This window comes from Diaminobutyricibacter sp. McL0608, assembly GCF_039613825.1.
In the GTDB taxonomy this organism is placed as follows: domain Bacteria; phylum Actinomycetota; class Actinomycetes; order Actinomycetales; family Microbacteriaceae; genus Diaminobutyricibacter.
Genome location: NZ_CP154826.1, coordinates 32,860 through 47,351 on the forward strand (window position 1 = coordinate 32,860; position 14,492 = coordinate 47,351).

At 67.2% G+C, this 14,492-nt stretch carries 12 protein-coding genes and 1 tRNA gene; 9 read left to right on the forward strand and 4 right to left on the reverse strand.

Translation table 11 applies throughout. From position 1 onward, the window contains the following. Positions 1-74 precede the first annotated feature (74 nt). The gene (locus AAYO93_RS00155) at positions 75-2,036 is read right to left on the reverse strand and encodes an MDR family MFS transporter (RefSeq protein WP_345763007.1); all 1,962 of its coding nucleotides are present in this window, start codon (positions 2,034-2,036) and stop codon (positions 75-77) included. Between the two features lie 324 nt (positions 2,037-2,360). On the opposite strand from AAYO93_RS00155, the gene AAYO93_RS00160 reads away from it, so the two are divergent. Both AAYO93_RS00160 and AAYO93_RS00165 read left to right on the forward strand, forming a co-directional pair. Beyond that, entirely contained in the window at positions 2,361-3,269 is a 909-nt protein-coding gene (locus AAYO93_RS00160; protein ID WP_345763008.1) for an amidase domain-containing protein, read from the forward strand. 59 nt (positions 3,270-3,328) lie between these two features. Continuing rightward, positions 3,329-4,201, forward strand: a complete 873-nt coding sequence (locus AAYO93_RS00165) for a M15 family metallopeptidase (protein WP_345763009.1) — start codon at positions 3,329-3,331, stop codon at positions 4,199-4,201. A gap of 194 nt (positions 4,202-4,395) precedes the next feature. Here the strand turns inward: AAYO93_RS00165 and pgm are convergent, their stop codons facing one another. Continuing rightward, complete coding sequence (pgm, locus tag AAYO93_RS00170) at positions 4,396-6,018, reverse strand: phosphoglucomutase (alpha-D-glucose-1,6-bisphosphate-dependent) (protein WP_345763010.1); 1,623 nt, start codon at positions 6,016-6,018, stop codon at positions 4,396-4,398. A 35-nt stretch (positions 6,019-6,053) separates the two neighbouring features. Here pgm and pheA point away from each other — a divergent pair, with 35 nt between their 5' ends. Next, positions 6,054-7,049 carry a prephenate dehydratase gene (gene pheA / locus AAYO93_RS00175; RefSeq protein WP_345763011.1) on the forward strand — a complete coding sequence of 332 codons (996 nt, stop codon included), beginning with the start codon at positions 6,054-6,056 and terminating at the stop codon, positions 7,047-7,049. A 24-nt stretch (positions 7,050-7,073) separates the two neighbouring features. After that, complete coding sequence (locus AAYO93_RS00180) at positions 7,074-7,637, forward strand: hypothetical protein (RefSeq protein ID WP_345763012.1); 564 nt, start codon at positions 7,074-7,076, stop codon at positions 7,635-7,637. A 3-nt stretch (positions 7,638-7,640) separates the two neighbouring features. Here the strand turns inward: AAYO93_RS00180 and AAYO93_RS00185 are convergent, their stop codons facing one another. Continuing rightward, entirely contained in the window at positions 7,641-8,651 is a 1,011-nt protein-coding gene (locus AAYO93_RS00185) for a diacylglycerol/lipid kinase family protein (protein ID WP_345763013.1), read from the reverse strand. Positions 8,652-8,717: 66 nt separating this feature from the next. On the opposite strand from AAYO93_RS00185, the gene serS reads away from it, so the two are divergent. The 5 genes from serS to AAYO93_RS00210 all read left to right on the forward strand — a co-directional run bounded on the left by serS (position 8,718) and on the right by AAYO93_RS00210 (position 12,825). Then, positions 8,718-9,983, forward strand: a complete 1,266-nt coding sequence (serS, locus tag AAYO93_RS00190; protein WP_345763014.1) for a serine--tRNA ligase — start codon at positions 8,718-8,720, stop codon at positions 9,981-9,983. Then, positions 9,984-10,787 carry an HAD family hydrolase gene (locus AAYO93_RS00195; protein WP_345763015.1) on the forward strand — a complete coding sequence of 268 codons (804 nt, stop codon included), beginning with the start codon at positions 9,984-9,986 and terminating at the stop codon, positions 10,785-10,787. It begins immediately after the preceding gene. Between the two features lie 82 nt (positions 10,788-10,869). Beyond that, positions 10,870-12,159, forward strand: a complete 1,290-nt coding sequence (locus AAYO93_RS00200; protein ID WP_345763016.1) for an LCP family protein — start codon at positions 10,870-10,872, stop codon at positions 12,157-12,159. Between the two features lie 278 nt (positions 12,160-12,437). Next, positions 12,438-12,522: transfer RNA gene (locus AAYO93_RS00205), tRNA-Ser, on the forward strand. Between the two features lie 123 nt (positions 12,523-12,645). Further along, entirely contained in the window at positions 12,646-12,825 is a 180-nt protein-coding gene (locus tag AAYO93_RS00210) for a hypothetical protein (protein ID WP_345763017.1), read from the forward strand. A gap of 38 nt (positions 12,826-12,863) precedes the next feature. Here AAYO93_RS00210 and AAYO93_RS00215 read toward each other — a convergent pair whose 3' ends face one another. Next, positions 12,864-14,108: a DNA polymerase domain-containing protein gene (locus tag AAYO93_RS00215; protein ID WP_345763018.1), complete on the reverse strand. Its 1,245-nt coding sequence runs from the start codon at positions 14,106-14,108 to the stop codon at positions 12,864-12,866. Positions 14,109-14,492: the final 384 nt, after the last annotated feature.

Genomic DNA, 14,492 nt, shown 5'->3' on the forward strand with positions numbered 1-14,492 from the left:
AATCAACGAAAAACCCCGGCTGCGATGCTCCTCAGGAGGAGCGGCAGCCGGGGCTCTCGTTACCGAATCGTGACCTAGTCGGTGGCCGGATTGGGCTTCGGACGCACCGCTCGCAGCGATGCGGTGTCCGCACCGGGCTCGATCAGGGCGCCGAAATCGTCCGCCGCCCGGTGGGCGAGCAGGCCGGTGTCGTACTCCTCGGACTCGATGTCGTCGGATGCCGAACCGAGCACGCGTGCGACCACGGGGATCTGCTCCTCGTCGTCCTCCATCGCGGCAAACCGCTCGGCCTCTTCCTTGTTGTCCGCGGCCTCCTGCAGCGCCGACTTGGAGCGCAGCGGCGGGGTCTTGAAGAACAAGGAGAGCACGAAGGCGATGAGCACGACGATCAGCGCGACCCAGTAGACAGCGACCGCGGAGGCGCTGAAGCCTTGAAGGAACGGCTTCGCCAGGGCGGGGTTCGCACCCTTCAGGAATGACGTGTCGTCAAGCGCTCCGCCACCCGCGGCGTTCGCCGAACCGGCGCTTCCAGACGGGTTCGCCTTGATCTGTGCCATGACCTGGTCGACGACATCGGCACGCGCCTGATCGTTCGAGAAGTCTGTTCCGGGGAAGCTCGCCTTGACCTGCGCGACCTGCTTGTCGTACGCGAGGGCCATGATCTGCTTGTTCTCTGGCGCGTTGGCGACGGCAGGGTCGAGTGCGGCGTTGAGCGCAGCAGAGAGGGTCGCATCATCCTTGAACGCTGTGGTCAGGTTCGTCGGGAAGAGCGTGAACAGCAGCGAAAGAAGCACAGCCGTGCCGAGCGTTCCACCGATCTGACGGAAGAACGTCGAGGCGCTCGTCGCCACACCCATGTCGCGCAGGCCGACCGAGTTCTGGCTGGCGATCGTCAGCGTCTGCATGAGCTGGCCGAGCCCGAGCCCGATCAGCAGCATGGCGCCGGCGATGAACCAGTACGACGAGTCGTACTTCAGGAACGTCAGGTCGAGGAAGCCCAGGGAGAGGAAGGCGGTTCCCAGAATCGGGAACATGCGGTAGCGACCGGTGCGGGCGATGATCTGACCACTGGCGATCGAGGAGATCATGAGACCGAGGATCATCGGGAGCATCTGCAGACCGCTCTCGGTCGGCGTGGAGCCGAGCACGAGCTGCAGGTAGAGCGGGAGGGTCAGCATCGCACCGAACATCCCGAAACCGACGAAGACGCCGATGACGGTTGCCATCGAGAACGTCGGGGAACGGAAGAGCTTCAGCGGGATGAGCGCGTCGTCCTTCATGAACATCTCGATGATGATGAACGCGAGGATGCCGACGGCGCCGATCACGTAGCACGCTATCGCTGCAGGGCTGCCCCAGCCCCAGGTGCGCCCTTCTTCTGCGACCAACAGCAAGGGCACCAGCGCCACGATCACGGCAGTCGCACCCCACCAGTCGATACGCACCGAGTAGCGCTCGTGTTTCGGCAGGTGCAGGAATCGCAGCACGATGAGCAGTGCGACGATGCCGATCGGTACGTTGATCAGGAACACCCAGCGCCATCCGGCGATGCCGAGGATCTCGCTCGCACCGGCGAAGAGGCCACCGACCAGCGGGCCGATCAAACTGGAGATACCGAAGACCGCGAGGAAGTAACCCTGGTATTTCGCTCTCTCACGCGGGGCGAGCATGTCGCCCATGATGGCGAGCGGCATGGACATCAGACCGCCGGCGCCCAGGCCCTGGATGGCGCGGAAGACGGCGAGCTCGACCATGGAGGTCGAGAAGCTCGCGAGGATCGAGCCGATGATGAAGACGACGATCGCGAAGATGAACAGCGGGCGGCGTCCGTAGATGTCGGACAGTTTTCCGTAGATCGGTGTGGAGATCGTGGAGACGATCAGGTAGGCCGTCGTGACCCACGCCTGCTGGCTGAGTCCGTGGAGGTCGTCGCCGATGGTGCGGATGGCCGTGCCGACCACGGTTTGGTCGAGGGCGGAAAGGAACATGCCCGCCATCAGGCCGAAGATCACGAAGAGGATCTGCCTGTGGGACATGATTCCCGAGGATGGGGCTGGCGGAGCAGCCGGATTTGCTTGTGACATGTGTCCTCGAGTCAATTGCTGGGAGGGGATGCCCGGATCCACGGGCATCGCACCGGTGTGGGCTCAGAAAAAAGGAAAATTGCGGAGAGTGCAAAGTTACACCCACTGATGGTGATGCGGCAACGTCAGGGGCGATCGGAGGTTGTGTGGTTCGCCGCGAGCGAACGCCGGGATGGATGCTGTGGATGCGCGCCACGCGGCCCCCTCTCAGGTGACGCCGAAGAATCTCGCGTACCGTTGAATTACGGACGTCTCTCCCACCACAAGGTTTTCTTCATGCGCTCTGGTCTGCCCCGCTCCCCACGAAGCCGGTTCCTCGCCCTCGCGGGGGCCGTCGCCGCAACCGCACTCCTTCTGACTGGATGCGCGGGCGGAGGGTCCAACGCTCCCGCGGCCGGCGGCAAGGCCGCAGCCCCTGCGGCAGCGCCCGCCCCGACGGCGATCACCGCGGTCTCTCCGGCCGCCGGTTCCGTCTCGGGCGCCAACACAGTGACCCTGACCGGAACCTCGCTCGGTAACGTCAAGGCCGTCACGATCGGGGGCCAGCCTGCCGCGGTCAGCTCGACCGGCTCCGACAAGCTCGCCGTGGTCGTGCCCCAGGCCGCGATGTTCAACCCCGCGAAGGTCGACATCATCGCGAACGGCGCCGACGGCAAGCCCCTCACCACCGTCACCGGCGGTTACCAATACCAGGTCGTCTCGCCGATCGACAAGCAGCTCAACTACGCGATGAAGCACTGGAACAACTACAACACCGCCGAATACGGCGACCTCAACCCGGTCGGCGGCGACTGCGCCAACTTCGTCAGCCAGACGCTGATCGCCCGCGGCTGGACGATGAGCGGGGACTGGTACAACCACAACGCCGCGGCCAGCTGGAGCCCGTCATGGGGTTACGTGCCGTCGATGGACGCCTACTTCCGCGCCACTCCGAGTCTCGGCCTCCACGAGTATCCGCTCTCCCAGCGCAGCAAGATCAAAGTCGGCGACATCGTGATGTTCGACTGGAACAACAACAACTCGCTCGACCACGTGCAGATCGTCTCGCAGGTGCTGCACCAGAACGGCAAGATCGTCATCAAGATGGTCGGCCACAACACCGACTCCGACTACCGTGACCTCGACACCGCGATCACGGTCGACCACCCGGGCGCCGGCGGCCACTTCTGGAGCTTCAGCTCCTAAGCCGACCGGGGCGCGCGCTCCTTAGCGGATTCTCGGGATTGCACCCGTAAAGTCATCGCGTGACCTGTAGATCCGCGCGGGGCCTCGTCGTCGGCTCCCTTCTCGTGCTCGCGCTCGCGGGATGCTCGACGGCCCAGCACGGCAATGCCGGTCCACGGACCGATGCTGCTCCGGCTCCGAGTGCGACGCCGTCGACAACATCGAGCGCTGCGCCGACGCCATCCGCCCCACCCACTGCGAGCGCCCCACCGGCTGCGCCCACCGCGCCAACCTCGAGCACCCCTCCGGCCAGTGACACGCCCGGCGCGCCCGGCCCCTTGCCTTTCGCCAAAGCGGCCCGATCCGTCGACGACCCGGCGAGCCTCTGGGTCGTGGTCAACAAATCCCGCCCGCTGAACCCGGTCTCGTTCGTGCCACCCGACCTGGTCTACCCCGCGGTTCCCTACGTGAATCGGCAGCCTATGCGCCAGGAGGCTGCGACCGCCCTCGTCGCCATGCTCGCGGCTGCCCGCACCGAGTCGGGCCTCGGGTTCGCCGTCCAAAGCGCATACCGGTCATACCAGACGCAGGTCTCGGTGTATCGCGATGACGTCGCGCGGAACGGGGTCGCCTACGCCGACACGGACACCGCGCGCCCCGGCCACAGCGAACACCAGACAGGTCTGGCCATCGATCTCAGTGCGGCGCCCGCGAACTGCTCACTCGCTGCGTGCCTCGGAACGACGCCGCACGGCAAGTGGCTGGCGGCCAACGCGTGGCGCTTCGGGTTCCTCCTGCGCTACCCGGCCGACAAGGTCCCGGTCACCGGCTTCACCTACGAACCGTGGCACTTCCGCTACATCGGGCCCGAACTGGCGGCAGAACTCCACCGATCAGGCTCTACCACGCTCGAGGAGTTCTTCGGCCTGCCGGGTGGCACGCTCTACCGCTGAGCCGGGGCGGTCTCGCCCTTTCCGTCAAACAGGAGTTCGTGTGACGGATGGGCCGCCTGCGCGAGGAATTCAGGAAGTGTGACGGATGGGGTGGATGTCGAGGATCGGATGCGCATCCGCTCGCGTTCTGTCACTCCTGTCACCTGAATTCCTGAATTCCTGGCGACGCGACCAGGCGATACGCGCGCGCGCGCTCAGGCGCCCTCGAGCGCCCCGTCGACGATCGTCTTCGCGTCGGACTGCACGCGCTTCAGGTGATCAGCCCCCTCGAACGACTCCGCGTAGATCTTGTACACGTTCTCCGTGCCGCTCGGCCGCGCCGCGAACCACGCGTTCTCCGTCTCGACCTTGACGCCGCCGAGGGCCGCGTCGTTGCCGGGCGCGCGGCTCAGCTTGGCCACGATCGTCTCCCCGGCGAGTTCGGTCGCCGCGATCGCGTCGCCGTCGAGCTTGCCGAGCGCGGCCTTCTGCGCGGGGCTGGCCGGCGCATCCACCCGCTCGTAGACCGGGCTGCCGAAACGTGCCGTCAGCTCCCGGTAGTGCTGGCTGGGCGTCTTGCCGGTGGTCGCGAGGATCTCGCTCGCCAGAAGGGCGAGCAGGATGCCGTCTTTGTCGGTCGTCCACACCGACCCGTCGAACCGCAGGAAGCTGGCGCCCGCGCTCTCCTCGCCGCCGAACCCGACCGATCCGTCGACGAGACCTGGCACGAACCACTTGAAGCCCACGGGCACCTCCCACAGGCGGCGGTCGAGGGACTCGGCGACCCGGTCGATGATCGACGACGACACGAGCGTCTTGCCGACCGCCGCATCCGCCCGCCACCCGGTCCGGGTGCGGAACAAGTAGTCGATCGCGACCGCGAGGTAGTGGTTGGGGTTCATCAGCCCGCCGTCGGGGGTGACGATGCCGTGGCGGTCCGCATCCGCGTCGTTGCCGGTGAGGATGTCGAAGTCGTCTTTGTGCTTCAGCACCGACGCCATGGCGGAAGTGCTCGACGGATCCATCCGGATCTTGCCGTCCCAGTCGAGCGTCATGAACGACCAGGTCGGGTCGACGGACGGGTTGACCACGGTGAGGTCGAACCCGTAACGCTCGCCGATCGCCGCCCAGTAGTTGACGCTGGCCCCGCCGAGCGGGTCCGCGCCGATGCGGATGCCGCTGGCCGCGATCGCTTTCACGTCGATGACGTTCTGCAGGTCTTCGACGTAGTTCCCGCGGAAGTCGTAGGTCTCCACGCCGCTCGGCTCGCTCATCCGCACGCCGCGCAGCTCGTCCGCGATGAGTTCGTTGGCGCGGGCCGCGATCCAGCTGGTGGCATCCGTGTCCGCCGGTCCGCCGTGCGGCGGGTTGTATTTGAAACCGCCGTCCCTGGGCGGGTTGTGGCTGGGCGTGACGACGATGCCGTCGGCCCGGTCTGCGTGGCCGGCGTTGTTGTAGGTGAGGATCGCGTGCGAGAGCGCCGGTGTCGGCACCCAGTCGCCGAACGCGTCGACGAGCACCCGCACTTCGTTGGCGACGAGCACTTCGAGCGCTGTCGTCATCGCGGGGCCGCTGAGCTCGTGGGTGTCCGCGCCGAGGAACAGCGGGCCGTCGATGCCCTGAGCCGCCCGGTATTCGCAGATCGCCTGCGTGGTCGCCGCGATGTGGTTCTCGTTGAACGCGGTGTCGAGAGAACTGCCCCGGTGGCCGGAGGTCCCGAAGACCACGCGCTGCTCCGGGATGCTCACGTCGGGTTTGAGGTCGTAGTAGGCCGCCCGCAGCGCGTCGATGTCGACGAGATCGGATTCCTGGGCCGGTGTTCCTGCTCGATCGTTCATCACCCCAGTCAACCACCTTGGATAGGCTGTGGGCCATGCCCGAAACCGCCGATCAGCCCCCAGTAGCGCCGGACAGCGCGCCGAGCGCCGCCCCGGACCACGCCGCAGAGGTGTACTCCTTCCTCGGTCCGTCGGGCACGTTCACTGAGGCCGCACTCGCGCAGGTCCCGCAGGCTCGCGGCAAGCACTGGCGGTCGGTCAACAATGTGGGCGAGGCGCTGGGGGATGTCGTGGCCGGCCGCAGCGTCGCCGCGATGATCGCCATCGAGAACTCGATCGAGGGCGGGGTGTCGGTCGCGCAGGACGCCCTGGCGACCATCCCGGATCTCCGAATCGTCGGTGAGTACCTGGTCCCCGTAAATTTCGTGCTGGTCGCACGCCCGGGCACGGCGCTGTCGGATGTGAAGGTCATCAACGCGCATCCGGTCGCCTACGCGCAATGCCACCTCTGGCTCGACGCCAACCTTCCGGCCCACGGCCACCTGCCCGCCTCGAGCAACGTGGCTGCCGCCGCGTCCCTGCTCGACGGAAGCCAGGCCGACGCCGCGATCGCGCCGCCCGGCATCATCGACCACCACGACCTGGAGGTACTCGCCGAGGACATCGGTGACAACCCGAACGCGGTGACACGCTTCGTGTTGGTCAGCCGCACCACGGGCATCCCTGCCCCGACCGGCGCCGACAAGACGAGCATCATCGCGGAACTGCCCGACGACCGGCCCGGAAGCCTGCTCGACCTGCTGGAGCAGTTCTCCACCCGCGGGGTCAACCTGAGCCTCATCGAGTCGCGGCCGATCGGCGACTCCCTCGGCCGCTACCGGTTCGTGATCGACGCCGACGGCCACATCGCCGACGAGCGCGTGGCGGATGCGCTTCTCGGGCTGCGCAGGTTCAGTCCGGCGGTCATCTTCCTCGGTTCGTATCCCCGTGCCGACGGCCATCACGTCGACTACGACCACCGCTACCGCGACGAGGTGTTCACCGAAGCCCGGGAGTGGCTGAAAGGGCTGACCGCAACCCGCGGCGAGTAGTCTGGCTCCGAGCAAGGAGGCGACGTGGGGAACGACATCGACCCGAGATTCGACCCGGCGTTCCAGCGGGGGTACAAGCCCAGGCCGGGGGAGAGGGCACGCACCCAGGTGCGTCCGCCCCAGCCGGTGGCCAGTCCGAACGGTTCGGCGCCGGCGCCGGGTCCGCCCCCGCCGCGCCCGCACCCGCCGGCTTCGGATGAGGTTCCGTGGCCTGACGACGAGCCGGAACCGGAGGTCGTTCCACCCGTCCGCGCTGTGGAGGTCGAGCCCGGTGTGGTCGTCGAGCAGGACTTCATCGACGAGGGTGTCAGCATCTTCGCCGGTGTGGAGACGGCACCTCGTCGCAACCGGTACTTCCTCGCGCTCTGGATCATGGCGATCGGGTTCGTCGCCCTCGGAATCCTGCTCTACGTCATGTCGGTCGCGACGTCGTACACGACGACGAACACGAACGGCTCCGATGTGGTGCAGCTCGTCTTCAGTCAGCTCGGCTGGATGCTCGCAGCGCCCCTGATCACGGTCGGGCTGCTGACCGTGGTGGTGCTGGTGCTCATCCAGGCACTGCGACCGCGGGTGCGGCGGGACTGACCCTCAGGCCGCGGCGTCGCGGCGGGGCACGCGCACGATCAGTGCCCGGTGCCCGACCGTGAAGTCGATGCCGAGCACGTCGCCGACCTCGTCGCCGTCGAGTTCGAACGGTTCGGGGGACTCGACGGAGAGTCGCACGGATGCGCTTCGCAGGTAGGTCAGCTCGGTTCGGCGGCCGAGGCGCCCCCGATCGGTCAGGCGGATGATGCTGCGGCCGAGCGAGGTGCGGCGGAGCACCCGGTTCTCCCAGGTGACCCGGCGCCAGATGAACAGCCAGCCCAGCCACGATTTCGGCTGGAGCACCGCGATGTCGAGCTTGCCGTCGTCGAGGATCGCGTCCGGGATGAGTTCGATCGCGCCGGGGAGCGTTCCGCAGTTCGCGACGAGGATCGTGCTCACGTGGGCGGTGCGCTTCTCGTCGTCGTCGAGTGAGTAGCCGATACGCACCTTGGAGGTCTCGGGCAGCGCGCGGAATCCCGCATCGACGTAGGCGAGCCACCCGAACCGGCGCTTCAGCGTGGGCCTCGTCTTCGCCATCATCGCGGCATCGATCCCGAGGCCTGCCATGACGAGGAACGCGTGCTCGGTGTTCTCGCCGTCTGCGCGCGACAGGGCGGCGATGCCGATGTCGATCGGCCGGTCCGCTCCGGCGAACGCGATCGTGCACGCCTCGTCGAGATCAGTCAGCGGCAGGTTGAGGTTGCGAGCCAGAAGGTTGCCGGTGCCCGACGGGAGGATGCCGAGCGACGCATTCGTGCCATTCAGCGCCTCGGCGACTGCGCGGACCGTACCGTCCCCGCCGGCTGCGACGACCAGCGTGACGCCCTTCGCGAGCGCCTCGCGGGTCTGCGACTGGCCCTCTTCATCCACGGTGGTCTCGAACCACAGCACCTCGCGCCATCCGGCGTGAGTCGCAGCCGTGCCGACCGCCGACCTGACCTGGGCCACATCCACCTTGACCGGGTTGTAGACGACCGCCGCGCACGCGGATGGCTCGGAACCCGGTTCTTCCACGAGCCTTACCGTACTCGTAACCCGACGGGACCCGGCACTCGGTGCCCCAGAACTAGACTGGCTCCCGTGATCGATCCCGTTCTGCTTCGCGAAAATCCCGACCTGATCAAACGCTCGCAAGAAGCGCGAGGCGAGTCCGCAGCTCTCGTCGACGCCGCCCTCCTGGCCGATGTGGAGCGTCGTTCGACAATCGCCGCCTTCGAGGAGCTGCGCGCCGAGCAGAACCAGTTCGGCAAGAAGGTCGCGGCCGCGCCGAAGGACGAGAAGAAAGCACTCGTCGCCCAGGCGCAGGACCTCGCGGCGAGGGTGAAGGCTGCGCAGCAGACCGCGAACGAGGCGGAGGAGGCGTTCGGTCTCGCCATCCGCGCGCTCGGCAACCCGATCATCGACGGCGTGCCCGCCGGAGGCGAAGAGGACTTCGTCACTCTGCGCACTGTCGGCGAGAGGCCGACCTTCGACTTCGAACCCCGCGACCACCTCGAGATCGGTGAACTGCTCGGCGGCATCGACATGGCGCGCGGCGCGAAGGTCTCCGGGGCGCGGTTCTACTACCTCAAGGGCGTCATCGCCCGTCTCGAGATCGCACTCATGAACATGGCGCTCGACCGGGCGCTCGCCGGAGGCTTCACGCCGCTGATCACGCCGACGCTGGTCAAACCGGAGATCATGCAGGGCACCGGCTTCCTCGGCGCCCACGCCGATGAGATCTACTACCTGCCGGCCGACGACCTCTACCTCACCGGCACCAGCGAGGTGGCGCTCGCCGGCTACCACGCGGACGAGATCCTCGACCTGGCCGACGGCCCGATCCGCTACGCCGGATGGTCGACCTGCTACCGCCGCGAGGCCGGCTCGGGCGGCAAGGACACCCGCGGCATCATCCGGGTGCACCAGTTCAACAAGCTCGAGATGTTCGTCTACACGCTCCCGGAGCACGCCGAGGCCGAACACGATCGGCTCGTCGCCTGGCAGGAGGGGATGCTGCAATCGCTCGGACTCACCTATCGCGTCATCGACGTGGCTGCAGGCGACCTCGGCTCCAGCGCCGCCCGCAAGTTCGACGTCGAAGCATGGGTCCCGACGCAGGACGCGTATCGCGAGCTGACGTCGACCTCCAACTGCACGACCTTCCAGGCGCGCAGGCTCGACATCCGCTACCGGACTGAGAGCGGCAAGACCACGCCGGTCGCCACCCTCAACGGCACGCTCGCGACCACACGCTGGATCGTGGCGATCCTCGAGACGCACCAGCGCGCCGACGGGTCGGTGGTGGTGCCGGAAGCGCTCCGGCCGTACCTCGGCGGTCTCGACGTGCTCGAGCCGGTCGGCTAGATGGCAGCCGCCGAACGTCTGCTCATCGCGCTCGACGTCGATGGAACACTGATCAACGAAGACGAGACGGTCGGCCAGGCCGTCGTCGACGCCGTGGCCCGGGTGCGTGACGCCGGCCACGAGGTGATGCTCGCGACCGGGCGCAGCTGGGAGACCGCGTCGCCCATCCTCGAACGCTTCGGGCTGCACTCGGAGTTCGTCGTCTGCGCGAACGGTGCCCTGACGATGCAGCGCGACCCCGAGGCCGAGGGCGGCTACCGGCGCGAGTTCGTCGAGGTGTTCGACCCGTCGGAAGTGCTCGAGATGATCCGCCCGCACCTGCCGAGCGGGAGCTTCATGGTCGAGGATCCGACCGGTTTCCGCCGCTACACCGCAGGCATGAGCGAGTGGGAGCTGGCGAACGGCGAGGAGGTTCCGTTCGAGGAGCTCTCCGCACATCCCGCGACCCGCGTCGTCGTCATCTCGCCCCAGCACGACGAGGAGGAGTTCCTCTCGATCGTGGAGCGGATGGGCCTCCACAAGGTCAGCTATTCGATCGGCTGGACCGCCTGGCTCGACATCGCGCCGGACGGGGTCAACAAGGCGACTGCGCTCGAGCGGGTGCGTGAACGGCTCGGCATCGATCGCGCACACCTGGTGGCGGTGGGGGATGGCCGCAACGACCTCGACATGCTCCAGTGGGCGGGCGCGGAGGGGCGCAGCTTCGCCATGGGACAGGCCCCGGATGACGTCAAAGCGGCTGCGACGGCTGTTGCCGGACCGGTGCTCGAAGACGGTCTCGCCTTCGTTCTCGACGCACTCTGAAGGCCTTCGGCGCATCCGTTCAGACCTTTGCCAGACTGGTCTGAGAGCCTTAACATCTGTGTCTCGAGCTGAAAGGGAGTGAATGAGCGACCTGCGACCCCGCACCAACCGGAGTAGAACCGGCAATGGTGACGCCTCGACGATCGCCCGTCACGGCCAACTCAAGCGCCGCAACCCCTTCACCGCGCTCGCGAAGATCCTCGCCGCAGCGCTCGGCGTCGTGCTCGTCAGCGGCGTCTCCGTCGCTGCCATCGCGGCGTGGGATGTGACCAGCAGCGTGCACAAATCCGTCACCCTCGTCGACGCCAAGGGCAAGGCCATCGTGCCGCAGGTCGGCGCCATCGACGGCGCCTTCAACGTTCTGCTCGCCGGCAGCGACAGCGGCGACGGCAATGCCGCCTACGGAACGCGCGGCGAGAACCTCAACGACGTGACGATGCTCCTGCACGTCTCGGCCGACCACAAGAACGCGACCGTCATCAGCTTCCCCCGCGACATGTTCGTCGCCATCCCGTCGTGCCCCGACCCCAAAGGCGGGTCGTTCGACGCGATGAGCTACCAGAAGATCAACAACACGCTCACCTACGGCGGGCTCGCCTGCACCGTGCTGACCGTGGAGAAGCTCACCGGCCTCAGGATCCCGTATGCGGGCGTCATCCAGTTCGATGGCGTGATCGAGATGTCGAACGCCGTCGGCGGCGTTCCCGTCTGTGTCGCGGGGGACATCACCGACCCGTACACCGGCCTGAACGTCAAGGCCGGCCAGAACACCCTGCAGGGCGCCCAGGCGCTCGCCTTCCTGCGCACCCGCCACGGTGTCGGCGACGGCTCCGACCTCGGCCGGATCAGCAACCAGCAGGTCTTCCTGTCGTCGCTCGTGCGCACCATCAAGAGCGCGGACACCCTGGCCAACCCGGTCAAGGTCTACGCGCTGGCCAAGGCTGCCGCGAGCAACATGAGCCTCTCCGAGAGTCTCAACAACCCGACGACGATCGCCTCGATGGCCATCGCCATGAAGGGAATCGACCTGAACAAGGTCGTCTTCGTGCAGTACCCGAACCACTACGTCGCCGACGGTGTGGCACCGACCGAAGATGCAGCGACCGCACTCATGACGGCGCTGCAGAACGACCAGCCGGTCGTCGTCACCGGAGACACGGGTGTCGGCTCGGTCACCGACCCGAACGCGCCTGCCGCGTCGCAGACCCCGTCGTCGACCACGGCGCCATCCACCGCGCCGTCGAGCGGCGGGTCGAGCGGCTCATCCGGTGGTTCCTCGGGCAGCGGCTCCGGCTCGGCCGTCGACCTGCCGAGCGACGTGCACGGCCAGACCGCCGGGCAGTACACCTGCTCGAAGCCGTTCTCCGGCTAGCCGCACCCGGGCGGCTCGATGGCCGAGAGTCGCCGTTCGCACCGAGAATCGCCGGCCTACGGGGCTGCCTCAGCGCGAACGCCGACACTCGGCGCGCGGGCGTTTCGCGCTGCCGGAATGCGCGAGCGCGTCAGTTCCGGACGAGTGCGTCCGGCGTGCCCGACGGCCTCGACCGGAAGTGTCGCTTTCGGCGTGACGCTGCGTCAACGGCGCCGGCTCTGACGAAAGTTCGCGAAGTCGTTCGGTAGACTTTCGCGAGCCGGTTTCGCATCGGCGCAGGAGGGCTGTCCGAGCGGCCGATGGAGCCAGTCTTGAAAACTGGTGGGCAGAAATGTCTCGTGGGTTCGAATCCCACGCCCTCCGCGTTGTAAAAGAATTGATCAGAGGCTATTTCGAGTGCTCCAGCGCTTGCCATCGATCGGAGTTTGACAACACTTGAGTCGCATCGACTTGACGCGTCGCTCTCTACTCTGACGGACGGGCGACATGAGTACGGATCAGCGCGGCGAGGCGACTGCCGTCGACGTCCGCGGTCGGTGTACGAGCTTCGGCGGTGTCCGCGAGTCTGTGGAGGATGCGGGCCGTGTCGCCGCGGGAGCCGTCGAGGCCGGGTTCGTCGATGCGCGCCGAATCAACACTGGAGACGACAGACGGATGAGTCCGTGATTTCCACGCAGGCGGGGTGACCTCCGGAACTCTCGCCTTCAGTCTTTTGGTCGCGACGGCCAGTCTCGCCCGGCCCACGGGTCGTACTCCGCGATCAGCTGGCCCTGTTCGGGCCGGTCGGTCTCGGGCACGTGCTGCAGGTTGACCCGCACGCGATACCACTGCGAACTCGAGCCGCGCATCCCGTCGACGAGTTCATCGGCCGGATGGAGCCGGGCTGCGGCGACCGGATGCGCGGCCTTCCAGTGTTCGAGAGCCTCGAGCGCCTCGGGTTTCGTCTTGGTGCGCGCGACTTCGATGAGAGGCATCTGCGAGATGCGACGACCCGCGCCATCCCCAGCACGGGGCGGCTTCTCGGCCGGACCGAGCTTTTCGGCGAGGGCGAGGAGCGCGTCGAGCGAGCCCGCGGCGTCGTCGATCCGTTCGTGCGGGTCCCCACGTTCGGAGAACCGGCGAAGAACGGTCGGAACGGTGAACTCCTCTGCGCGACACGACCGCACTTCGCTCCACTCGAGCGGTGTCGAGACGCGAGCGTCAGGCAGTGGCCGGATCGAGTACGCCGACGCCACCGTACGGTCCTTCGCGTTCTGGTTGAAGTCGACGAAGACACTCTCGCCGCGCTCCTCCTTCCACCAACGCGCCGTCGCCAGCCCGGGGGCACGGCCCTCGACCTCCCTGGCCAGCGTCTCGGCTGCGAGCCGAACCTCGCTGAACGCCCACTGAGGTGCGATGCGGACCAGGATGTGAAGCCCCCGAGAACCACTCGTCTTAGGCCAGCCGACGAGGCCGTGGTCTTCGAGCACCTCCCGGGCTACGAAGGAGACGTCCACGATCCGGGACCAGTCCACGCCAGGCATCGGGTCGAGGTCGACGCGGAGTTCGTCGGGGTGGTCGAGGTCTTCGGCCCGGACGGCGTGCGGGTTGAGGTCCAGGCATCCCAGGTTCGACACCCAGGCGAGCCCGGCGGCATTTCGTATGACCGCCTCCTCAGCGGACGTCCCGCTTGCGTAGTGCAACGTCGCGGTGTCGATGTAGTCCGGATGGGCGTCCGGAACGCGTTTTTGGAAGAACGGCTCCTGCGACAGCCCTTTGACGAAGCGCTTGAGCACCATCGGGCGCCCGCCCGCGCCCCGCAGAGCACCATCGGCGACGGTGAGGTAGTAGCGGGCGAGGTCGAGCTTGGTCAGCCCGGGGCCCGGAAACACGACCTTGTCCGGACTTGAGATGCGCACCCGGTGCCCGTCGGCCTCGAGGAAAGTTTCCGACTTCGATGAGGGGCTCATAGTCTGACGCTAGTCGCGGCCGGCCCCCTCCAGCCAGAGCCTTGCTTCCCTGCCGCAGCTGCCCACCACCGCAGGCAGAACGTGTTGCGCGTCGTGGACGCACATCATTGACGCTGACCCTTCAGTCTCTGGACCGAAGCGGGCGTCGCGGAAGGCGAAGGGCCGCACGAACATCCGTGACAACGTTCTGACGACACTTCGGCCAAATCGGAGAACGTCGTTCGAATCCCACGCCCTCCGCAATGCAAAAGACCTGATACGAGGCGGTCGACCAATGGGAGTTAGGAAGCCGACCGTGAGGGGGTTGAGCGGATGAGTTCCGGTGGCGCTCTCGAACCTCTGGTGGAAGGGTCTCGCCTCGTCGTCCCGGCAGGCAGGCGAGGC